Origin of the sequence: Novipirellula galeiformis (genome assembly GCF_007860095.1) — a bacterium.
GTDB classification, from domain to species: Bacteria; Planctomycetota; Planctomycetia; order Pirellulales; family Pirellulaceae; genus Novipirellula; species Novipirellula galeiformis.
Genome location: NZ_SJPT01000002.1, coordinates 433,617 through 458,738 on the forward strand (window position 1 = coordinate 433,617; position 25,122 = coordinate 458,738).

General features: G+C 55.6%; 5 protein-coding genes. 2 read left to right on the forward strand and 3 right to left on the reverse strand.

Translation table 11 applies throughout. The features are described 5' to 3' along the window. Positions 1-84 precede the first annotated feature (84 nt). Together Pla52o_RS06695 and flgK are read left to right on the forward strand one after the other, a co-directional pair. Positions 85-17,727, forward strand: coding sequence for a tandem-95 repeat protein (locus Pla52o_RS06695; protein ID WP_146593826.1), 17,643 nt, complete (start codon positions 85-87; stop codon positions 17,725-17,727). Positions 17,728-17,979: 252 nt separating this feature from the next. Next, positions 17,980-19,668, forward strand: coding sequence for a flagellar hook-associated protein FlgK (gene flgK, locus Pla52o_RS06700; protein ID WP_146593827.1), 1,689 nt, complete (start codon positions 17,980-17,982; stop codon positions 19,666-19,668). A 22-nt stretch (positions 19,669-19,690) separates the two neighbouring features. Here flgK and Pla52o_RS06705 read toward each other — a convergent pair whose 3' ends face one another. The 3 genes from Pla52o_RS06705 to Pla52o_RS06715 form a co-directional block, all read right to left on the reverse strand. Continuing rightward, positions 19,691-20,788, reverse strand: coding sequence for a DUF1570 domain-containing protein (locus tag Pla52o_RS06705; protein WP_146593828.1), 1,098 nt, complete (start codon positions 20,786-20,788; stop codon positions 19,691-19,693). Positions 20,789-21,298: 510 nt separating this feature from the next. Then, complete coding sequence (locus tag Pla52o_RS06710) at positions 21,299-23,404, reverse strand: alpha/beta hydrolase family protein (protein WP_231612143.1); 2,106 nt, start codon at positions 23,402-23,404, stop codon at positions 21,299-21,301. Positions 23,405-23,528: 124 nt separating this feature from the next. Next, positions 23,529-25,070 carry an ABC transporter permease gene (locus Pla52o_RS06715; protein ID WP_146593829.1) on the reverse strand — a complete coding sequence of 514 codons (1,542 nt, stop codon included), beginning with the start codon at positions 25,068-25,070 and terminating at the stop codon, positions 23,529-23,531. Positions 25,071-25,122 lie beyond the last annotated feature (52 nt).

Genomic DNA, 25,122 nt, shown 5'->3' on the forward strand with positions numbered 1-25,122 from the left:
CGCCGCTTCCGTTCAATTCTTGGAAAACAGTCTCACCGTCGCGGTCCCCGCAAGAGTCTCCTTCATCGCTCGCACGCGCGTAAGATGCTGACGGAACAGCTTGAAGATCGACGACTGTTGGCTGGCCCCGAGCTGATCGCGATTCGGCCCGATGCCGGAGCGTTGTTGCGAGACGGCGATACCTTGAATGTTGCACCGCGTGAATTCAACTTGCTGTTCAAGGGCGGCGCGGATCTGAAGGAATCAACCATCAATTCGAACACCGTGCGATTGGTTCGCAGCGGTGGCGATGGGGCGTTCGGAGATAGCAACGATGTCTCGGTTGCCCTTGGCTATGTCGGCTTGGCGGAACCCGGCAGTGCGGACCCCGAAGAACTCCAGCGAATTGTCTTTCGCACTGCTAGCACCGCGTCGCACAACGCGACGGACGACGCCTACGCGTTTCCCGACGATACCTATCGGATCGAGATCATGGGTGCCGGTGGCGCGGCACTTACAAACACCGGGGGTGAAGCGTTTAACGATGGGGTGGACTACGCGCTTCAGTTCCGTTTGGATCGTGGGCCTCAAGTCGTGGGCGTCGTGCCTCAACCGGTGCAGCGTGTTGGTGCAAGTCTGAACCAGCAAAGCAATAAGATTGTTGTCTACTTTGACAACCAATTGCTTGATAAAAACGACGCGGTAGACCCTCGCTTCTATCGACTGATTGATACCGCAACGACGATCGATCGCGGTGACGACGTCACGTTGATTCCACAGACCGCGGTTTACGAAGCGTCGAATCAATCGGTGACGTTGACGTTTGACTCGGACCTGCCTGAGGGAACGTTTCGGTTGGATGTGGGCTATTCGGCGGATGGCACGTCTGCGAACAACGGCGCCGTTCAAGTGGGAAGTCTGTTTCCGTCGGTTTCCGGTTCGGTGGCTAGCGGGTACGTCGTCAACAGCTATTTAGGTGACGAGAGTGGCCGCAACGACGATGCGAGCGACGTGGATGCCTTTGCGTTGCGAGTCGAAACGGGCACGACGGTAAATGTGCGAGTCGAACCCAAGCCAGGCTTGGCAGTCAAAGTGACCTTGCTCGACGCGTCGGGGGTCATGGTCGGTGCACCGGTAACGGGAGCCGATGGGGCCGTAGTGTTACTTTCACAACCGGTCACGGCTGGCAACTACACCGTGAAGGTTGAAAGCGACGGAGGGACAGGATCGTATGTGCTGCAGACCAGCTTGGCGGGCGGCACGTTGTCGATCAACGATGATAACTCGGACGTGACCAAAGCGACGCAGCTCGGGGTGCTCGGGGCCGCCGGGATCACGTTGACCTCAGCCATCCAACCACAAAGCGTTCCGCTTCCGCCGTATCCCGGTGGCAATGACGAACCCGGGCATCGCCAAATTCAACGCGAATCGCATATCGGTTCGACCGGCACCGCGTTGACGACGCCCAGTGCGATTATTACGCGCGGCTACTATTTCCCCTCCACGATCGGAAGCGATACCAGCGGAAATGCCTATCCCAACTTGATTACCGAGGAAGAGAAGCGGATTGTTCGTGGGATCTACGACGTGTTGGCGGAAGTGTCGGGCTACGAGTTTATCGAGACGACGAACTCCGGCGGCGGCGGAACCATGATCGGTAAAGGGGACTTGCGCGCGCTCAATCCCTTGATGGGACCCGACGCGGGTGTCGGTGGCTTGGGAGGCGCCGGTGCGGTCGTCCTCAATGGCGATCTGTTTAATCAAGCCAATCGTTATTACGGCGATGGTTTTACGAGCACGATGATGCATGAAATCTTGCATTCGCTGGGGCTCGGTCATGCCTATGAACTACCCGCGGCCATGTCGGGCGTCGGGTTGCCGAACGATGTCACGCCCGGCGACAACGATGTCGTTCACTTGCAACGCATTGTGCCACCGAGCAGCACCGACGTGGATCTGTTCAAATTTGTGCTCGAAGAATCAGGCAAATGGAGCGCAGAAACGGTTGCCGAGCGACGCAGCAGCCCAAGTCAATTGAACACGCTGCTGAAACTATATCGGCAAAATGATGCCGATCCGAACCAACATGACCTCGTCGCTCAGAACGATCGCTACTTCGGTAACGATTCGTTTCTTGAATTGGACCTCGGCCCGGGGACCTACTTTGTCGGCGTCACCAGTACTGGTAATGACACCTATGACCCCAAGGTTCCCGATTCCGGCTATGGCGGAACGAGCGATGGACCCTATGAATTGAAGCTTTCGTTCGAGGCCGATCGAGGCGAGGCCGGACTGCGAGATACCGACGGCACGTCACTCGATGGCGACGGCAATGGTGAACCCGGTGGTGTCTATTCATTTTGGTTTCAGGCCAGCGATCAGGCGTCGACGATTTATGTCGACCGCGTCAACGACAGCAATTTAAACGCCCCCGATGGTGATGGTTCGATTGGAAATCCGTTCGATACGATTGGCAGCGCCCTGAGTGCAGCCAAGAACCGTATCGTGGTTCCCCAGGATGCCGGCGCACGAATCAATGCCGGGGAAACCCTTACGATCGATGATGGAATCAACTCGGACGTTGCGCTGACATTTGGCAGCGGCGTCGGCGAGATTCCCTTTGTCGGATTAAGCGCCGCGGAGATTGCATCGAATATCGCTGCGGCGATCGATGCACATCGCGGTACCGCTTTAGCCGCATCGGTGAACGTGACCGTTAGCGGGCGGGTTGTCAAATTGAGCAACATCGATGCGCTCGATGTCGAGGCATCGCCGACGCTATTGAAAGCTCCCAACCTGATTCGCATCGTTGGCAACGGCGGTACCGATGGTGACATCGATACCGAGGGTGACAATGTGCCGTACTTGGTTGGGTCGGACAGCAGTAACGTTGCGCTTCGCGACGGACTCGATTTGCTTGTTCCCCAAGGCGCGACGCTGATGATCGATGCCGGGACGCTGATCAAATTGCGCAAAGCAAACATTGACATTGGCACCTCGTCGATCAACATCAGCCGCGCAGGCTCGGCCATTCAAGTGCTCGGTACCCCGCAAAACCCGGTCTTCCTGCGTTCCTACCACGACGATAGCTTCGGTGGGGATTCCGATGGAAATGGCACGGCGATGGCGGGTGATTTTGGAGGGATCGTCATTCGCGACGACTCGGATCTCGAGTCCGATGGTGTATTCCTCAACTACATCAATCACGCGGATATCCATAACGGGGGTGGCAAGGTTTTTGTTGATGCCAACGAAGAAACCTTTACTCCGATCCATATCGTTGATGCCAGACCGACGCTTAGCTTTAACTCGATCGCGAAAAGCAAAAGTGCGGCGATTTCGGCAAGCCCCAATAGCTTTGACGATTCGCTTGGGCGAATTGGTCCTGACGTGCAGGGAAACTTTCTGGCTGACAACAAAATTGATGGGTTGTTCATTCGAGTGGATCTTAAGGACGGGGCGTTACTCGATCGTTTGACCGTGCCGGGACGTTTTGATGACAGCGATATCACGCACGTGTTGACTCAAAACTTGATTATCGCCGGCAATCCTGGAGGCATGGAAACGAACGCATTGGGGCAAACGGTCGCGCGTTCGGCGGGCCGTTTGATGGTTGACCCCGGCGTGGTCGTGAAGCTGAGCAAAGCTCGGATCGAAGCGGAACGCGGTGCGTCGGCCTTAATCGCCGAGGGCACCGAAAACCGTCCGGTGATCTTTACCTCGCTATTCGACGATCGCTACGGCGGAAGTGGTACCTTCAATACCGATAGCGGCGTGTTCACGACTGGAAATCCAGGCGATTGGGCCGGGCTATTCTTTGGCGAGGTATCGTCGGGTAGCATCGACCATGGCTTGATCTCGTTTGCCGGCGGCGATTCGCCGATCGAAGGCGGTTCGGCCAACTTCAACGCAATCGAAGTCCACCAGGCCGATCTGCGGGTTACCAACTCCGTCATCAAAGACAATGCGGACGGGAACGCCAGCGGTGTTCGCAACGGTCGAGGAGCGAATCAGGCCGCGGTCATTTACGTTCGTGGGGCCCAGCCCATCCTTGTCAGCAATTCCATCGTCGACAACACCGGAACGGCGATCAATATCAATGCGAACGCATTGCGTTTTGAAACCCGTGTCGATCCGGGGCGAGCGACCGGTCCGGCTGATCGATTTAGCCAGTTTGACGATAACTCGGGACCGCTCGTCCGGCTAAATCAACTCGACAACAACAGCACCAACGGCATGTCGGTGCGGGGCGAGTTGTTAACCACGGAAAGCATCTGGGACGATACCGACATCGTGCATGTGCTGCGAAATGAAATCACGGTGGACAATCTTCACACCTACGGTGGCTTGACACTGCAAAGCAGTAACACGGAAAGTTTGGTGGTGAAGTTGTCGGGGACGACAGCCGGGTTCACGGCGACCGGAACGCCGTTGGAGACGATCGATCGCATTGGCGGCACGATTCATGTGCTGGGGACGTCCGGCCATCCCGTGGTTTTGACCTCCCTTTCGGACGATAGCATCGGCGCAGGATTCTCGCCTGACGGAACGGTGACGAAGAACACCAACAATACGGCAAACGTATCGTCGGGCGCTTCGGGAGATTGGCGTGGGTTCAAGTTTGATGAGTGGAGCAATGACCGCAATGTGGCTGTGATTCGCGAGCGTGAGAACCCCATCACCGGTGGCAAAGAGTCCAACGGGAATGTCAATAACGCTCAGTTTCTCGGTACGATGGCGCCCGATGAAAAGAGTGCGGATGAGAACCGGCGAGTGGGTTTCGAGGTCAATGGATTCATCAGCCCCGATGATTCAAACGACGTCGATCTGTACAGCTTCAAAGCGACTGCGGGAATCGGAATCTGGATCGACATCGACCGTACCAACACGTCGCTCGACGCGATCGTTGAGGTCGTCAATTCCAACGGTACCGTATTGGCCCGCTCAAATCGTTCGAGCGATCCCACGGGTCCGGGAAATAGTAACGCCAACGCGTTGACACAAAACCCGTTGCTCGGTGGCGATTACTACACGCAAAACTTCCGCGATCCAGGATTATTCTTTGTGTTGCCAGGCGTTCCGGGAAGCGAAGGGATCTACTTCGTCCGTGTGCGTTCCGCCCCCAATGGGGCAAATTTTGCAGTGCTTGATGGTCAAAGCAGCGGCAAATACCAACTGCAAATCCGCCAACGGCAAGAGGACGAATTCCCCGGTTCGACGATTCAACACTCCGACATTCGCGATGCCAATACGGCAATCGATGTGCGGGGGCTGCCATCGCATAGCTTGCTAACGGGCGAAGCGGGTGAACTTTCCAGTAATAACAATACACTTGGTTCGGCGCAGACACTCGTCAATCTGCTGGAAACCGACATGGCCGCGATCGGGATCTCGGGTGCTTTGGATTCCAATTCCGATGTCGATTGGTACAAATTCGAATTGCGTCATACCGGGGTCCAAGAGATCGCCGGCTTCAATGACAGTCCTGGAACGGTCGCGGTGGTGTTTGACTTAGACTACGCCGATAAAGCGCTTCGCGCCGATACCACCATTGCCGTGTATGACAACTCGGGACGTTTAGTCTATGTCAGCCGCGAAGGGAACATCGAGGACGATCAACAATCCCCATCGGCCCCAGAGAGTTACGACCTAAGTCGCGGTTCCCTCGGTGACAAAGACCCATACATCGGACCAATCCATATCACGCCTCAGGGGGCCAACCAGTTCTACTACGTCGCGGTGATGAGTAATCGGCAATTACCCACCGCGTTGATGGGCGTCTTTCAAGCCAGTATGAGCAATGGGGAAAACCGACTCACACGGCTCGAACCGGTCAATTCCGTTACCCGGGTAGTGGAAGACCACATTGGATTGGTCGGCTACAACTCCTACGGTATCCCGATCGAGCCTGAAACGACGCAAGGCATTTTCGATCTGACCGATGCAACGACGCTTAGCAACCACGTCGTCCCCTACCAATTTTCGGACCTCGTCACTTACGTCATCACCGATTCGTCAAGTGAAAACGGAGACAATCTCTATACGGCCAGCATCGCTGAGGACGGGGTTTTTGAAACTCGCGTCAAGCCTAATGTCGGCGATGCAAACAATGACATTCAAGACATCGTCATTCGCAGTGACGGTGCGATGTACGGATACCGCAACTTGACCAGTGGAAGTGGCACCGTTGGACAATTGGTGAAACTCGATCCGTCTACCGGAAATATCGTCAGTTCGCAGAATGACAATATCCCAGGCAACGGAGCAACGCTGAACGTTAACCTCTACCCGACGTCGTCAGCCTTCAATCGTACCGAACAATTCACAACCTCTCATGAGGTTGATGCATTTACATTCCAACGCTCCGGGGAAACAGGTTCGCCGGCTGCACCGGTTCCGACATACAATGTCTATTACTCGGTGAGAGAATCGGACGATTCTTCGAAGCTGTACCGAGCACGGCAAAATGGTGATGCCACGCCGGCGAATGCGGCTGGCGGCAATCCGCAATATGGTTACGTCGGCGATATCCAACCTGCCGGCGTTCAGAACGCGACGGCAAGCTGGACGATTAGCAATGGCGCGAGCCCTGCCATTACCACGAATATTCGATTTGAATCCAAACAGCCTGGTTCTGCCGGCAATGGAATCATCATCAACGTCACTGAAATCCGAGGTGGAACGGCATCCGCAGTCGTGACCAGCGCGGGCGGATCGACGATTAACCTGCAAATCACGCGTACCCCAGCCACCGGTGCGATTACCGGTGGCCCTACTGCGGCGAACATCGTTGACGCGATCAATAATAACGATGATGCCAGTGCGCTGGTCACCGCCGTGATTACCGCGGGTAGCAGCGCCACCACTGCCGTCTCAGGCACCCCCGACAGAACTCTTAACGGAGGCGCCGGCACTCCGCTGTCGGGTCGTGTCACGGGGCTCTCTTATGACAATTTTCAGAGCAATGGCAACCTTTTTGGGGTCACCACCGCCGGCGAACTGCTTGAGATCAATCCCAGCAACGGAGAAGTGGTTTCGAGCCAAATCCTTTCAGATGCAGGAGGCGAGGCTTTCGATTTCCAAGGGCTCGCACTGGGGCCCCAAAACGTTGATGGGGGAATGTTTGCAAATGTGTTGTTCGCGGTCACCAAAGACAATTGGGTGGTTGCGTTCGAGTCCGACGGTACCTTTGTTAACGCATTTAATGGCGGCGCAGACTACGTCAGCACCGTGACCGGAATGCAAGGCAATGCGACCGGGCTAGCCTTTTCGCCGCTCGATTTTAATCTTTGGCATCCAACGACCGGACGGGCAAGTAATGCAGGACACGGGATTAACGAGGCGCCCGATGGCAGTCGCGTTCCCGGCAATGAGGATGTGTCGATTGCGAATCCCGGAGATTTCGAGGATCGCAGCTTTGCTCAAAGTAACGGCGGGGCTAGCTTCCAGTTTGGGTTTGAAGCGTGGCAGGAAGCACCCGGCCCTAATGCGGAAGGCTATCTTACTTACCAAACCGGAACCAATGCCCAGCTAGGGATTCGTCAAACGCAGCAACATGCCGACCTCAGTAGCAATCCCGATATCCGAGACACCTACAATCTGCCCGGTGGCGGTTTAGGAACCTTGCAATCGAACTCCTTTAGTTTGGCGTCGGCAGCGGAACGCGACCGTCCAACACTCTACTTCAACTACTTTTTGGAGACCGAAAACCATCCGGGCACTCTCGCAGGCGACGACTTGGCGGATCCGTTCCGTGATAGCGCACGCGTGTTTGCCTCACGCGATAACGGGGCGACTTGGGAATTGTTGGCGACGAACAATTCGCAAGTCAGTGAGGCCGACCCCTCAGGTGAAACAGGCGAACTGCCCGGGTTCCTTTCGCATCTGTCCGATGCAGGACTCAATGCACAGACGCCACGCGCGAAGGACGAACAACTGGTTCAAGAATTGTTTGACAATAGCGGCGTGTGGCGACAAGCACGCGTCGATTTGTCCACCTTCGCCGGGGCCGACGATATTCGTTTGCGGTTTGATTTCAGCACCGCCGGGACGATGTCCGACGACACCCTTTTCATCGGTGAAGATGTTGATCCGGCCTCGGGACGTAAACTGGAGGGTTCATTTGGCGAATTCCGTGCCGACGACCGTTCCAATCGCAGCGTGAACAATAAGTTCGAAGGTTTCTATATCGACGATATCATTGTGGGCTTCGCCGAACGTGGTGAGATGGTTACCTCCGCGACGACCGATTCGTCCGTTACCAACTTGGACGCGGCGGGAAGTCGAACTCGAAATAATAATCCCACGCCCAATCCCGATATTCTCAAAGGACCTTACCAGTTGGAGATTCGTCGTACCGATGAATTTGCTGGAATGGTAGCGGACGGGATTCGCATCGGGACCACATTCGACACCAACGATCGTCATGTGTTAATTGCGGACGCGATTGCATCGGAAGATTACGAAGGCCGGGCTCTCAATTCGGTTCCTTGGGCGATACCCGGTGATATCGAACTTTTAGGAATTGAAATTCCATCGTTGGTTATCACGCCGTGGAGGGTTACCGATACCTCGCCATTCACCGGGTCCCACAGCTTACAAACGGGCAATTTCAGTGCGGGCAGCGGGATTATCCCTATCCCCAAAGCGGTCTCGGTCTACCAAGCAACCCTAGCTGACCTAGGATCGGTAAGCACCGAGGCGGGGGTAATCGAGTTCGCCTTCCGCGTCGATAGTCCCGAGGATCATGGGTTGCGGTTCTTGATCGACAACGTCCCTCAGAATTTGCGTGCTGGGGGCGATGAGAATGAAGTCATCATTGATGGGACCTTAGCCTCGGGTGACATGCCGTATCAAGTCGTTCGCTTTCCGTTCAAGAGTGGTGACCACACCTTTACCTGGGCCTTTGATTCGACGACCGACCCAGGCACCACGCTTCCCAATGTGGCCTTCATCGACGATGTGAAATTGGTCCAAGGCGGCACTGGATTACTGGCCGATCGAAACCGTGAACGTGTGCAGGGCATGTTCATTGTCGATTCCAACATCATCCGTAATTCCCAAACGGTGGGAATCAACGTGCAACCGGGAACGCCCGAGGCGAATGGGGCGGTTCCGCATCCAGGATCGACCATCCAATTCCCGCAAACCGATCCCAATCGTTTGGTTCCTGGGATCGTGATTCAAAACAACGTGATTGACGGTACCTCGGCGATCCGCTTCGCTGGCGAGTCCAACGCCTCGCCCAATCGTCCCGTACCGTTTGGACGCATTATCAACAACACGTTGATTGGAACCGGTCCCAGCGTGGGGACGGGCGTGAACATCGTCGACCGCGCCAGTCCGACGTTGATGAATAACATTATCACGGGCTTCAATCGTGGCATCAACGATGCCACGTCGGCAGGAGTGAATGTTGTCGTCCGTTCGAATTATTTCCAAGGAAACAGCGTCAATGGAGGACTGGGGACCGATGGCATTGTCCGCGCTGCGGGAACGCCGCTGTTTGTCGACGCGGCGAATCAGAATTACTATTTAGTGGACACCTCGCCAGCCTTGGATAGTTCGCTCGATGAATTAGAAGACCGCTTCGATTACATCACGTTCAAAACCGAGCTGGGGATCGCGATTTCCACGATCGACGCACCGGCACGCGATGTTTATGGCCAATTGCGAATCAGCTCGTCGCAAATTCCAGGCGGCGGTGGGTCGACTCCGTTTATCGATCGTGGTGCGGTGGACCGTTCGGACTTTGAACAACCGTTTGCTCAGTTGATCAATCCGATCGACGATTTGAACACGCTTCGTGATGACCGTGATCCGAATGCGACGGTCGTCCATCTGCGACAACCGATTCTCGATAATTTCTCGATCCTGCTGACGGATGGTCGCGGTCCAAATGCGCCGTTTGAAGGCACCGGCGTTAACCCCGCGACCGTCAATGCATCCTCGGTCACCGTCCGCCGCAACAATGTCACGTTGACCGCCGGAGTGGACTTTGTGCTCGGCTACAACGAATTCACAGGCGAACTGCGTTTGACGCCGTTCTCGACGCTATGGGCTCCCGCGGCGGTCTATGAAATCTTCTTGGACAATAGCTTGATCGCGGATAACGCGGGCAATCTGCTCAAGGAAAACCAAGCCAACGGTACGACTCAATTCACCATCATCCTGCCTGATGTTCCGCTCGATTTTGGAGATGCGACGGTCGGTCTGAGCTACGCTACCGAGCTGGACAAGAACGCGGCGCGTCATGCGATCATCGACGGCGCGTTGCCACGTCTCGGCAAAGTGATCGACTCTGAGCCTAACTCCGCGGCAAGAAGTGGCGGCAGCGATGATATGACTGCGGTTGTTTCCGCTACGAGCCCAACGGGGTCAGCGATCTTTAACATCACGGCGTTGCCCGGCGTCCGTGGTCAATCGATTGAAATCACCGCAACGCCGCCTAGCCCGCATGCACAGATCGCGATTGACATCGGCAACGGGGTCACGTTGTTTGAACTCGTTCCCGACGGCATTGCTCCGAGTGTGGGCGCGATTGCCGTGCGTTACGCTACGGGTGATACGCCCGACATGATCGCGACGCAATTGACCGCGGCGATTACCGCAGCGATGAGTTCACCGGGCGATAGCTTGGTCGTCGATCGTCCCGATCCGCTGAACCAAGCGCTGATCGATGTTTACAATCTTGACGACGAAGATGGCGTCAATGTCGGGATCTACAACGATGGGACCACCGATTACATCGTGTTCCTGAAACCGGGCGTCAATGGCACCACAACCGACAATAAGGACGTGCTCGGTTTCCTCAATCCATTAGATCAAACCGGTACACAGATTCCTGTCACAGTGACTGGTTCTGGCTACGTCAGTGGTTGGATTGATTTTAATGGAGATGGGGTCTTCCATCCCACGCTGGAAAAAGTGATCGACAATGTTTGGGTCACGGACACAGGGAACCCGACGGTCTTCACCGTCAATACGCCAGCGGGGACCGCGGACAAGGTGACTTGGGCTCGCTTCCGAATCTCACCCGAAGGCGGACTACAACCGAGCGGGTTGGCGGTTGGTGGCGAAGTGGAAGACTACCAAGTCCAGATCATGAACGTGCCGTTGCCGGTGCCAGTGAATGATCCGCTCGCGACGTCGACGCATTACACGATCCAAGAGGATCAGACGCTTGTTACTGCGGATAGTCCTAATCTGATTCCGTCGCCGATCGACAACGACACGTTTCATCCGTTGACGTTTACCCCCGTCACGGTGATCGTGGGCCAAGACGTATCCAATGGCACGCTCGATCTCGATTCGGAAACCGGCGACTTTGTGTACACACCGCATGCCGACTTTGTCGGTATCGATACGTTCACCTATCGCTTGGCGACTCAGCAAAGTGCAATTGATTTGACCTTGTCGACGACGGTGTTCGCAACGGTGACGATTGAAGTCGATCCGGTTAACGATGCTCCCCTTGCCCAAGACCAAACGATCATCGCGACCGAGGATGTGATCCGCACGGTGACGAATGCGGAATTGCTAATCAATGCCGCTGCTCATGCGTCACCGGCGTATCCTGTTGACGCTCCTTCGGCGCCATGGGATGAACGCGACCAGGTGTTACAGGTGGTGGCGCTACATGTTGACTCCGGGACGGGGGGAGTCCCCGTGACGATTGATTCCAACACGCCGATCGGTGCGTTCCCCGTTGCCACTCCGCGTGGCCAGATTCTATCGGCGACGTTCAACACCACTGATCCGTCGAACCCCTTCCTGGAAAGCTTCGAGTATCGTTCGAATCTCGACCTCAATCGTGATAATCTACGCACGGATCCTGGATCGTCGATCTTTGACGAGATCAGTTATACGATCAGCGATGACGGGTTATCCGATGATCCGAACGTCTTGGACGATGGCGGAGCCGATGATGAGACCGGGGTATTCGACTCCGACCGCGGACGATTGACTCACACCGCGAAGGTCTTCTTTGACGTTCGCCCCCAGAACGATGATCCGATTGCCAATGCGGATTCGATTAGCAAGGATTCGCCGCGATGGTTGGCCTATTGGGCTGGTCTGACACAGCCCGCTCCGATTCCGACCGAAAATGTTTCGCTCACCATCCCATTCGCGTTCTTGCTCGAAAACGACAAAAACGCTCCTGCGACGGCGGCGGATGAATTAGCTGACTACAACGACAACTTCTTGTCGATACCCGACCCGGGAACCACGTTGACAACCACGCTTGGTGGAACGGTCACATTCAATAGCGATGCCACGTTTACTTACGTGGCACCGTTAAACCACTACGGCGAAGACACCTTCGTCTACACGGCCCAGGATCAAGGAATCGACGAGGACGGTGCTGGTAATCGTCCTGTCGTTCCGAGGACGGCGACTTCGGTAGTGACGATTTTTGTTGAGCCGGTCAACCAAATTCCCGTCGCAATCCCCCGCGTTTTGAACGTCGATGAGGTTGTGGAATACGATGGTTTCGGAAACCTCGTTAACACCGATCGCAGGGTCCATTTCGACAGCGAATTTTTGCTCGGACTCTCAGGTAGCAATCCTGTTTTGCCCGGTTCATCTGATCCGTTACTCGCTGCGCCGTACGACGAGTCCAATCAAGCCTTGAGTGTGGTCGCGTTCAGCGACGCGGACGAATCGATTGACGTCGCCGACCTTACCAATCCCGATGGAACTGGCTGGCTCCCGATGACCACGCCATCCGGTGGAGTGCTGATGTTCTACTTCCAGGATGGTGTGTTCGTCGACGGTTACTACGAACCCCCGGTGGATTACAACGGGCAATTCCCGCATGAAGCTGATCCCGATAACCCGCTTGAGTTCTTTAACTACGTCGTTTCCGATGATGGCACTGTGATGCTGCCTCCGCTTCCACCGGGGACTCCCTACACGCCTGATCCGTTTGACAAAGCTCGGTCGCTTCCTGAGCGAGTTTCGTTGAAGGTCCTACAACAGAACGATGGTCCGTACATTCCAAGTTTTGACACGGGCACGACGATCGTCGATGGGACGCTCATTGCCTATGATTCGAATTCGATTTCGTTAGACGAACGCGACCGTTTCGGCGCGCCCACACTATCCTTCGATCTGTACCGAACCGTAGGAGTCGAAATCAAACCGGGGCGTCCCACCGCGCTTGACGAACTTGTGTCACAGAGTCTTTCGAGCGTCATCGTTCAACCTGCGTTGGATAGCGGCGGTCTTTCGCGTGTACCGGACGGTTTGATGGCCGCCAACCCGATACTCAGGCCCGATGGCTTGTTTACGATCGCTCCGGTAGCGGATGCATTTGGGATTGCGGTCTACGATGTAATCGTGACCGACAGCGGCTTGAGCACGGGGGCCAATCGCAATGTTTCGATCCGCCAATTGACGATCACGATCAACCCCATCAACGATGCTCCACAGGCTTCGGATCAACAGCTTGACAATGTGATCGAGGCGGTTGAACGCGATGCTAATGGCGACGAAATTAGCCCATTGCCGGTTGCTCAGATCACGTTCACCAAAGCTCAATTGTTACGCAATAGCGTCGCAGGGGTGTTCGATGCGAGCCTAAACGCTCAATACAATGAGAGCGAACAGGATTTGCGTGTCGTGGCATTCCGTGTGCCAGGAGTCCCGGACGATGTGGACGGTGCGGCCCTGGGGGCGGGTGAGGTCACGACCACTCGAACGACCCTGAATGACGCAACCCTAACCTTCACATTCATGGACGGAGAATTCATTAGCGGCACCTACGCGCCGAGCGTTGACTATAACCGCCGCTCGCCTTTCACTGCGGACGATTCATTCCAGTTCAAGATTGCTGACGGCGGCTCGGTCACGATCCCAGGGTCGGATCCGGCGGTCATGCAGGACATTGGTTCATTGAGCTCGGTTTATGCAACGGCGACGATCACCACGATCGAGCAAAATGATCCGCCCGAGTTTGATTACCTGCCAATCGTGGATGTGCTTGAACGCGATGACAACGGAGAAACGGTGGTCAAGGGTTGGGCAACCAATATCATGGCGGGGCCGCTAACCGCCCGCGACGAATTGCAGCGTGAAAGTGTTCAATTCACCGTGCGCACGGACATGTCCACGATTCCGCCGGGACTTTTCCGAGTCCCCGCAAAGGTGGCTAATAATGGTAGTTTGTCGATCTATCCGTCACCGGATGCGGTGGGCTCCGCGACGCTCGTAATCGAAGCGAATGACCTGGATCCGACGACGTCTGGGTTCGTATCCGCGTCACGCTTCGTCACGATCACCGTGAATGTCCAACCGGTTAACGATGCTCCGCGTCTGAATCCCGAGGTAGTGGGAACGTCCGCGGTCTCGTTACCGGATCCGGATCTGGGGTACACGGTCGATAGCGATGGCACGATTGTTTATTTGCTGCGTGAAGACAATACGCAACCCGGCGGCACGCCCTCGGTGTTCTTTATCCCACTCGATAAAACCCATGCAACCTCGCTCGGGGATTTTACGGCGCCGGGATTATTGGATGTATTTACCGTCGGGCCTGAAAACGAAGCCGATGGAACCACGGGCGGCTCACAAATCCTTGAATTGTTTAGCTTGCCCAACACCACGCAACGTAACGGGAAGCTGACGAAGGTGTTCGATGTGAACAACCAACTCATCGGCGTGAACTACCAACCGCCGGCAAACTACAATTCGGCGATTGGCGAGGACGATGGCTTCACCTACTCGGTGCGAGATGACAATTTCGTCGACGGCGAAACGTATGCACTTTCGCAAAATGCGTTGGTCCCCGATCAACGCACCGTTAGTAATCGAGTTCGGTTCCGGATGAGTCCGGTCAATGACCAACCCGAATTTGAATTGTCCAATTCGAAGTTGGAATCGAGTGAAGATTCGAATTTGGTGATTCGTAATGGCGTTGCGATTAATATTTCCGGTGGACCACGAAGCACGGCGCTCGATGAATCCACGCAACAAGTCGAGTTTAGTGTTGTGCCGGTCGGCTTTGATGCTGACGAGTTCTTTGTTACCAAACCGACGTTAACGTCAATGGGACGCCTGACCTATCGTCCTGCTGCGGATGTGTTCGGTGACTTTGTCTTTGAGGTGAAGTTGACGGACAAGGGACCGCAGGAAACGGCGACGCGAGGGGATCGCTTCGAATCCGAGCCACAGATGCTTACGCTCAGCATTCGTCCCATCAATGATCCACCGGTGTTGCAAGCTGCCGCGCCAAGTTTGGTCTACTCCACTTCGGAAGACGGTTTTGTCGAGATCCTCTTCGATGGGGATTCAGGAGCAAACCCAGGCTTGCTTGATTTCTTTGTGGTTGGCCCCGAGAACGAAACCTCGGCATTGGTCGGGGGGGGGCAAGACGTCAGCGTGGCCACGCCGTATCCGGTGGGCACGACGCAAGGCGGAGTTTTGACGCCGATCCTCAATTCCGCCAATGCGGTGATCGGGTTGCGTTACACGCCGAAATTGAATTTTGCGGGCACCGATCACTTTACATACACGGTGACGGATGATGGCGTTACGGTGGCACTGGGAGTGGATGGCTTACCCACCCCGGATCCACGCACGAACACCAATACGGTCACGATTGAAGTCGCCGCGATCAACAATGCTCCGATCTATGAAGGTCCGCTTGACAGTGATTCGCTTGAAGACCAAGGTCCAGTGACCGTCAACAACTGGGCCACCGGAATCCAAGCGGGACCCGATGAGGCGATCGATGAACTTGCCGGGGATGGTACAACGCCAGCCCAAACGGTGTCATTTGTTCTCAGACAAGTTTCGGGCGATGCAGCCCTGTTCGCCGTGCCGCCTACGGTCACGATTACGGGGAACACGGCGAGTTTGAGCTACACTGCCGCAGACAATGCCAACGGCGATGCCATCTTCGAAGTCATTCTGCGGGACGACGGTAACCCGACCGATCCGGTACGGGGTGACAATAACGAAACCGCGCCACGAAGGTTTACGATTTCCGTGGCCCCGGTTAACGACGCGCCGACGTTCATCCCCGGATTGCCGGTCTCCGTCGACGAAGACAGTGGCGATTACGCTGAAATTTGGGCAACCAGCGTTATGCCGGGACCCGCGAATGAGTCCTCTCAGGACGTGTCTTTCGAAGTCATCATTCCCGATGCGTCGCGTGCGTTGTTTGAGACATTGCCGACGATTAGCTCGACGGGCGAACTGCAGTTCAAACCTGCCCAAAACGCCAGCGGCTCGGTCGACATCCAGGTGCGCGCGGTGGATTCGCTAGACGGCACGTCGGACTTCGTCACCCTTTCGATCGAAATCGTCGAACAAAACGATGCCCCCGTCGCACAGGGCGATGAGCTCGACACGGATGAAGACACCATCCTGGTGATCCAAAGCAGCGAGTTGACCGCCAATGACGTGGACCCCGATGTGGCGTCCAATCCATTGGAATCGCTGTCGGTGATCCTGCAATCCGATCCGGCCACGCAGCGTAATGCGCGAGTGACGTTCAACGCCGCGACCGGGGAAATTACTTATGATCCCACCGACTCCGAGGAGTTGCAGCGACTCAAACCGGGCGAAGAGTTGGTCGATACGTTCACCTACTCGGTCATGGATGACGCCGGAGAAATCAGTGATCCGGTGATGGTCAAAGTGACCGTCAAAGGGGTCAATGACGCCCCGGTTGTGAAGCCCGATGTCGTGATGCTAAGTCCAGAGGGAGCCACGCAGATTCGTCCGCTGGACAATGACATTGATGTCGATGGTACGCTGAATCCTTTGTCCATCAAGGTGACGCTACAGCCGAAACAAGGGGCGTTGTCCGTGGAAGCCGATGGCACCTTGTCGTACCTTCCTTTCGCGAGCTTCGAAGGCCCCGACGAATTCCGCTACACCGTCGCGGATGACCTTGGTCAACAGAGCCAACAAGCAACGGTCACGATCACACCGAATCAATTGCCGATCGCTCCGGATATGGACGATGTCATCGCCACATCAAAGGACAGCACCTTGATTGATGTGGGGGCTGTGGCAATCGCCGTCGTCGGCCAACTCGATATGGAAAGTATCGAGATGGTCAGCGAGCCATCCAACGGGGTGGCGACGGTCAATTCCGATGGCACCATTTCGTACACGGCCTTCGATGACTATCTAGGGGCCGATTCGTTCGAGTTCACGATTCGGGATGCGGATGGACGCACCAGCCGACCGGCTACCGTGACAATCGACGTGGTTGCCTATCGTCTACAGAATCCCGATCCAACTCGTTTCAGCGATGTAAATGGGGATGGAAAGGTATCCTCCTTAGACGCCTTGATGATCATCAATCGGATTGGGTTGGCCGGTACGAATGCCTCGAGCATTCCCGTAACGGCGGCCGATCGGGGACCGAATTATTACGACGTTTCCGGTGACGATGTGATTTCGGTCTTCGATGCGTTGCGAGTGATTAACCAATTGATGATGCAGGGGCCGCAAACCGTAGCGGGCGGATCAGGTGAACAGCTCCCACAGCTATCTCCGATCGCCCAAACGGCGATTTCGCAATCGACTACGTTGGATGAGGCCAATGCGTTGGATGTCCCACAACCCATTGAAGCGTTTGGCACGCCCCAGAAGAGAGTTGCTGCGTCGTTCTCAAGCTCGACCGAGAACGACATCGTCGAGTTGATCGCCCAACGGCGTGAAACCGCCGATAAGAGCGAAGACGATGAGCGCGTCCGTGCGTTGGACGAGGCGTTCGCTGATCTAATGTGATGTAAGATCACGAGGTTGCTAGCTTTCTGTTTTAAGCCGTGCACTCGTGTGGAAGAGCTAATTCTTCCGCACGAGTCGAGCCGGCTTAAGTCCGGGGCTGCCTCCGTTTATTCGAATCGCTTCGCCACCCATCGCAGTGATCCGTAGGCGGTTAGGATTAAGCGACGGTTTTAACGATTGTGTCAATTGTGCTCGTAGGGATGCCGATGAAAGATTCAAGGCGTGTTTCCTACGGTCAATTGAGACAACCGCATGAGCCTTCTCGGCACAATCCAGCAATCTAAAAGTGCAATCGATGTTGCTCAAATCGGCCTCCAGGTCGTTGGGAACAACGTCGCTAATGCGAATACGCCTGGATATATTCGCCAGCAATTGCAGCAATCGTCTGCGGTGGCGGTACGTGACGGGGGCTTGATAAAGGGCCTTGGTGTTCGGGCAACGGGCATCGTTCAAGTGGTGGATCAAGCCCATTTTGAACGGATGCTTGGTGCCAAGACCGCCGTCGCGGGTGCCGAAGCTCTCGAAAAGGCCTACTCTCAACTCGAAGAACTTTCCAACGACCTGGACAACTCGGGTCTAAGCCAACAATTTTCGCTGTTTAACAATGCGGTCCATGAGCTTTCGACCCAGCCGGGGGATGCTTCGCTTCGCGAGTTCGTGATCCTGCAGGGTGAAACGCTGACGGGCAACCTTCGCCGCGCTCGAGAACAGGCCAGTGATCGTCTACAGGCTTGGGACGGCGAACTGAAGGATGTCGCCAGCGACATCAACCGCTTGACGACTCGGATCGCCAAATTGAATCTCGATATCGCGACGATCGAGGGCGGGGGGCTAGTCCACAGTGACGCCACCGGGCTACGCGACCAGCGTTACCTCGCACTCGAAGAGCTCGCCCAATTCGTTAACGTGAACGTTCAGGAGCAGGAAAGTGGTGCGGTGTCCGTCTTCGTGGGCGGCGACTACATCGTTAACGATGGGATCAACCGCTTGGTCAAAAGTGGTTACAGCGAGGAGCTCGATGCACAAGAGATTCGGATCGTTGAAACCGATTCGCCGCTGCAAGTGACCGGCGGACAACTCGCCGCAACCGCAGAAGCACGCGACGGCATCTTCGGCGACTATATCGACAATATCGATCGCATGGCCTCCGCTCTGATCCGCAGTGTCAACGAGGTCCATTCACAGGGGCAAGGCCGGAAAGGGTACCAGGAAGTTTTGTCGAGTGTGAAAGGCAATGCAAACGTTCCGCTCGCCAACGCCGACCTAGCGTGGGAACCCAAAAACGGTACGTTTGATATGAGCGTGGTCGATTCCAGCGGCGACGTGATCTCCACCCACCGCATCAAGGTGCGAAATCTGGGGCAAGTGACTGATTCGACGATGAGCTCGATCGTGGTGGACATCGATGCGATCGAAGGCATCTCAGCCAGTGTTACCAGTGACGGGCGTATCGAGATTCTATCCGACTCGCACACCTCGTCCTTTACGTTTGGCGAAGATACCAGTGGGTTTTTGGCGGCGGCGGGCATCAACACCTTCTTTGTCGGCCGCGACGCCACCGACATCAACGTCAGCGAGGCGTTGCGGCTTGACAGCGATCTGTTGGCCGTCAGCGCTGGGGGGATTGGCGAAGACACCGACGTGTTGGCGTCGATGCTCGATCTCGTCGATCGCCCGCAAGACTCGTTGGATGGCCGCTCGGTGCGCGGTATCTACGAAGGTACCATCGCTGGGGTAGCGCAAAAGATTAGTTTGCAGAACAGTGAGGCGGATGGGCTGCGGGATTTCTATGCCACCCTGCAATCACAACACCTGGCGATCACCGGGGTCAACATTGATGAAGAATCGATCAAGATGATCACCTATCAACGCGCATTCCAAGCGTCCTCTCGCGTCATTTCGACCGCGACCGAAATGCTCGATATCTTGATGAACTTGTAACGAGTTTGCCTATCTCGCCGAGTTAACGAACGCGTTTCATGTAAGCGACAAATTGTTTGTCCAGAGTTTCGAGTTTGGTGTCGAACGCATCCTCAAACATCTCAATTCGCTCACGTTTACTGAGTTCCACAAGCGGCTTGACCTCGCTGAGTCGTTTCAGATACTCGACAAAGTCTTCACGCTGCGTCTTGAGTAGGAAATAGGTCAACGCCCAACCTTCGCCGTAAGCATCTGCCGCCGTTGCAGGGCTGCGGAATCGCGAGTCATCCGCGATCAACGTTGCCAACGATTCACTGGGACGGTTGGGCAAATAGAGATTCCAGCGACGCAGATTTTTCTGATTCACCCGCCCAATCCCTCGCCAACCTTTGCTGTTCCTGCGGTCGGGAGACTCGAAGAACATCGCCAAACCTTCGCTGACCCACATCGGGTTGTCGGCGAATCGCCGTTGCAGTCCACAATTGTAAGCGAGTTGATGGGTGGCTTCATGAATGATCGTGGCGATGTTACGCTCCCAATTGGGCACGTTGAACGTCGTCATCCGATTGCTCGAAAGATGGTAGTAGCCGATCACCGAATTCGCTGATTCGCCAATCTCGACCTGGGCGTACTTGAGGAACGAATCGTGATCATCCAACAGCAATGCGACTAAGGGGAAACGCGGTTCGGTTAACTCCCAACGCTGGTTCTTCCAATAGGAAAAGAAACTGCGATACAACTGCTCGAATAAACCACCCACCTGACGAGCATGGTTCTCATCGGTGTTGTGAACAATCAGATAATTTGCGGTGCGATAAACCGAGAAACCCTCGGGCATCTCCGTCATCATTCGCTGGTTCATCTCGTCGTCATCGATCGGAACAAGCTCTCCCGGGGTGTTCGTCCGCGCGATCAATTGCTCGGGTTGAATGGTCCAGATGCGACCATCATCGGCAAGAACGAGAAGCCCTCCATCTTGAGCTTCGACCAGCAATTCGCCGGTAACGGTCCTGGTGACTGCATCCTCGTTTGGAGCGGTACCCGCCTTGAATTCGATCGTTTCAAAGGCGATGAGTTCGCCCGCTGCCATCGCCAAGAAAAGGACAGCAGTGAAGATAAGTTGTCTGTCGGCTCGAAGCATCCTTAACATTTTCCTTCGACATGGTTGGATTCTTAGATCGCGTTTTCACGACCCTCCGCTCGATCGGCATCCGCCATTGTAGTCGTGGCGATGCAAGTCTCGCCAGCGATTGAATGTTGGGTGTCCCACAAGACGCGCCGAATGCAAGAGTTATAACACCTGTGATCGACGACAAACCGGATGACGCCCCCCTTCGCAGGTTTGAGCAAGCCGCAAGTTCGGAGTTCCGTGAGCCTCCGAAACGGCGTTCACTCTCCCTTCGCGTGATTGAGTCGTGCCTTTCATCAAGAAAACTCGGCTGCGCACGATGAACAATTCTGGCCCAAATTCCAGGACCATCGGGACTCTGTATTGCCGATCGTAGGGAACCAAGCGAGCCTAAACAACCGCGGGGCATGGGCGGTGCCCCCGGCGAAGTCGGTAAGTTTGTGTATTCCAGCAACTTCGACCGGGGTGGGGGATCGCAGCAACGACAACGCAAGTGATTCGGGATCACTTCGGACTACTTGCCTAATTTGAAGCTGCGTCCGGAAACGCGATTTTCAACTTTTCGCCCTTGGGGTCTGGAAATTCATTCCGCCATGGCGATTCGCTTCCCAACAATTGCAATTCTTCGACACGTTCCGCTGCCATCAAGACGAGTTGTGGCATCTCGACAAACTTGCTGACGTTTAACAAGTCGGGGGCATTGCGGTTTCGTAACGGCAGATCGGTCAAGGCGATTCGCACGATCGGTTCGTGGAAGAGGGATGCGTAGAGCGCCCACGCGGATGCTTCCTCCCCCTGGGCCCGAAGTTCAATGGATCGCTCGGTGAAAGGGGCTAATGTTTCGATGGCTTGCAAGCCACGAACGACGTCGTAAATTTGCGTGGTCGCAGCGGTTTGTCCAAGCAACATGAACCTGCGGCGAATATGGGTGCGTTCCTTGGCGTCACGTGTCCATTCGGTGGGGCCGACGCCACGCGGGACAATGTACACGGTCGGCGAATCGGCCAACTCCGTTGTTAACGCTTCCCATTGTTGGCGGTCTGGCGTCACCCCGACGAACGAATTGGGCAAACCGACCGCTAATCCTGGTGCCACGCGTTCCCAGCCGGCTTGGTCAAGGACGACGACATTGAGCGGCTTGGTGCTATCGGCAGCCTTCGGGACGACAGCCAGCATGGTTAAACGATAGGGTGATTGAGAGGTGAAGTCGATCGCCGAGATCTTTAGCGAGTCCACTTCCGCTTCCGCTTGGACTTTCACGTCGAGCCCTTCGACGTTTTCCGTAGGCCAACTTCCAAACGTGTGACTCCGTAGCGAGTGCATCCATTGTTCCCGTTGAGCTAACATTTCCTCGCGGTTGGCACGTTCGTGCTTGGACTCGAATTTAGGAACGAATGATTCATGGATGTTGGTAACACGTTCATCGGTGGGCAGCGATGCAAAGACTTTCAATTCCTCGACCGAAAAGAGTGGCTTGGCGGGATGTTCAATTAAGGATGAGTCGTTTCGCAAAAAACGATTCATCCAACGAAACGCGTGAATGCGCAACTCTTGTGTGTCGGTGTGCGGCCCTTGGGTAATGTGCAGTCCGAGATTCTTTCCTTGCCCGTACAACCGGTAGATGTCACGCACCTTTGAATGCACGTCCACGACCCCTTCCAAAGGAAAGATCCGATCATCATCGGTATTGGAAATTAACAGCGGTCGCGGAGCAACAAGAGCGGCGACTTTGGCATAGTCCCAGCGGAACGTGTTGACCATGTACATGCAATCGCAATGCCCTTCGACACAGCCGTCCACGATATGGTTTTGTAGCGACGTGATGCCGGCAACCGGCACGGCCGCTTTGATCCGTTCATCCAACGCCGCGATCCACCACGAGGTGGCACCACCGCCACTGCGACCGGTGACTCCAAGACGTTCTGGATCCACTTCGCTGCGTGATTGCAAGTAGTCGAGTGAACGGATGCAATTCCATGCTTCGACGCCCGCAGGCGTGTAACCGCGATTGTTCCACCACCATTGACCTTTACTATAGGTGCCGTGATGAATGCCTTCGATTTCCCCTAATTGAATCGTATCGACGCTCAAACACACGTAACCGTTGCGGGCGAACCATGCACCGTGGTGTTGATAGTAAGTTTTGTTTCCGTAACTAATCCCGTCCTTCTTTACCACACCATGGCCACAGACATACAGGATTGCCGGAAGCGGGCCGTCTTGTTTTGCGGGGCGATAGAGATTTGCCGTCACATAGAGCCCTGGCATCGATTGGAAATGAATCTTTTCCACCACCACATCGTCCGCGGTCGCCGTTCCCGTAACCACCGGGGAAAGCGGAGTGCGCTCGGGCAACGGTGCGAGTCCTAGCATGTCAAAAAGCTGGCCTCGGTAGACTTCGCGGCGACGGGTCCAATCCTCAAGCGTTGTGATGTCGGCGAACGTCTGTGCAGCAATTTCCGCGGTTTGAGCTCGAAAGTACTCGGCGACTAGATCATCGCCAGCCTGCGTATCGAGGTTCAACTTCGCGGGCGGTGTTGCGGCCGGACTTCGCTTCTCTTCGCCCATACAGGTCGAGACGTGAGCCAGAACGGCGATGGAAAACAAGAGGAACGTGCGTATCAGCATGGTGTCTCCGAGGAAGGGTAGGATCGAGGGGGATAGCAAGGGAGTGTGTCCCCGAGTTGGGCACACGGCGGGCACGTGACGCGGTGGGCGAATTCCAGATCCCCAAGCATCGAGAGGGGCATCGTTAGTGGAATCGTGACACCATCTTATCATGCCGGCGACGGACGTGCGTGGCGGTGATCAGGATCATTAAACAGACTAGTCCTAGATACCATGCTGCCAAGGCAGCTTCTTGGTACCGAGCGCCGCTGTGCAAGAGCCCAAACAACCGTGTTCCCACGGTTGAAACGCCCGGCGGGGCGACTGGCAATGTGACCGGAACGTCGCCCGAAGCGACGATGCCCGCGGCGATCACTGAAATCAACAGACTTGTCGCAAGCAAGGGACGGTCAATTTGCCAAATACGACGGCTCAAAGTCGATTCGAGTTTGACGCTTTCCAATACATGCTCTGGAATCCCACGATACCCCGATCTCAATATCCAGTAGGCAATCGTGGTCGCACGAACCGAAATGGCGAGTACGGTCGGGATGATTGTCGTTTCGTAGAGAAACCTCGATCCCGGAAAAGGAACCTGAAACAACGAGACGACTGCCATCCCAATGATTGGCCCGGGGATGCAAAACAGCATGACCGATATCACGTCGATCATGGTTTCGGCTCGCCGGTGCTGGCGTCCGATCGCGGCGAGCGGCCAAGCAAACGCGGTGGCCAAGAGCCCCGTCAACCCGCCAAGCATTAGGGTCCATTGATACTCCGACGCAAACGTGCGTGGCGCCACGACGAGCTCGTGTATCGCTCGCGACCATGACCAATGCGCCGAGCGATTTCCACCTTCGACGATGACATCATGTCCCAATTTTCCAATCAATCCAGCGATCGGAATGGCAATGATCAACAACAGCGCCAAGAACAAGATTGCAACCGCAACGTAGGTGATCCAACGTGAGGGACGCTCCGAGACGCTGCCCGACGCCCAACCATCAAACTGCACCGCGCCCGATTCCGATCGTAGCGATCGCATCTTGCTAAGCAGAACCGTGATCAATGCGAACGCGAAGCACATTGGTAACGCGAGCGTCACCATGATCGACGTTAAATTGGGGTCGATCGCGTACCTCAAATAAAAGGCATCGGCAATCGTTCGATATCCGTACAGATCGACCACCGTCATTTCGGTTGCCGCCAGCGCCGCGTTGAGAATCGTCGCGGAGAGAATCCAAGGCCAAGCCAGCGGCAATTGGACCGTCCACCAAATACGCAGCGGGGGGGCGTCGAGCGAGGCACCTTGCAATAGCGACTGCGGCACCAGTTGGGTCCCGTACCAAGTTGCGAGGGTGACAATCGCGGAACCGAAAATACCATGGATCCAACCGCACGCGAACAGTCCAGCAAAGCCCGGGACCCAACGCGTTGCCGTTTGGCTCAGTGACAGCCACCCAAATTTTCCCGCGGTCGCCTCCCACGCTGCGGCGTGCAGGATCATCGGAGTAGCAATCGCGACGACCATCAGCAACAAAAATAGCTGAGTGATTTGTGGGGCGGGTTTACGGTGCCGCGCCAAAGTCGTTGCCGCCCACGCCGCAGGGATCCCCAGGGCTAAAGAACTAACGATTGTGACGGTTATTAGCCGCAAAGTCGGTAAAAGCGGTTCCCACCAATTCAAAGACAAGATCTCCTAGCGAACAACGAATGGTTTCTTATATCTTCACATTAGA

Bases quoted from the DNA above. Each gene is read 5' to 3' on its own strand.
- flgK (WP_146593827.1), top strand. From the start codon at position 17,980: ATGAGCCTTCTCGGCACAATCCAGCAATCTAAAAGTGCAATCGATGTT.
- Pla52o_RS06695 (WP_146593826.1), top strand. From the start codon at position 85: ATGCTGACGGAACAGCTTGAAGATCGACGACTGTTGGCTGGCCCCGAG.
- Pla52o_RS06710 (WP_231612143.1), bottom strand. From the start codon at position 23,404: ATGCTGATACGCACGTTCCTCTTGTTTTCCATCGCCGTTCTGGCTCAC.
- Pla52o_RS06705 (WP_146593828.1), bottom strand. From the start codon at position 20,788: ATGCTTCGAGCCGACAGACAACTTATCTTCACTGCTGTCCTTTTCTTG.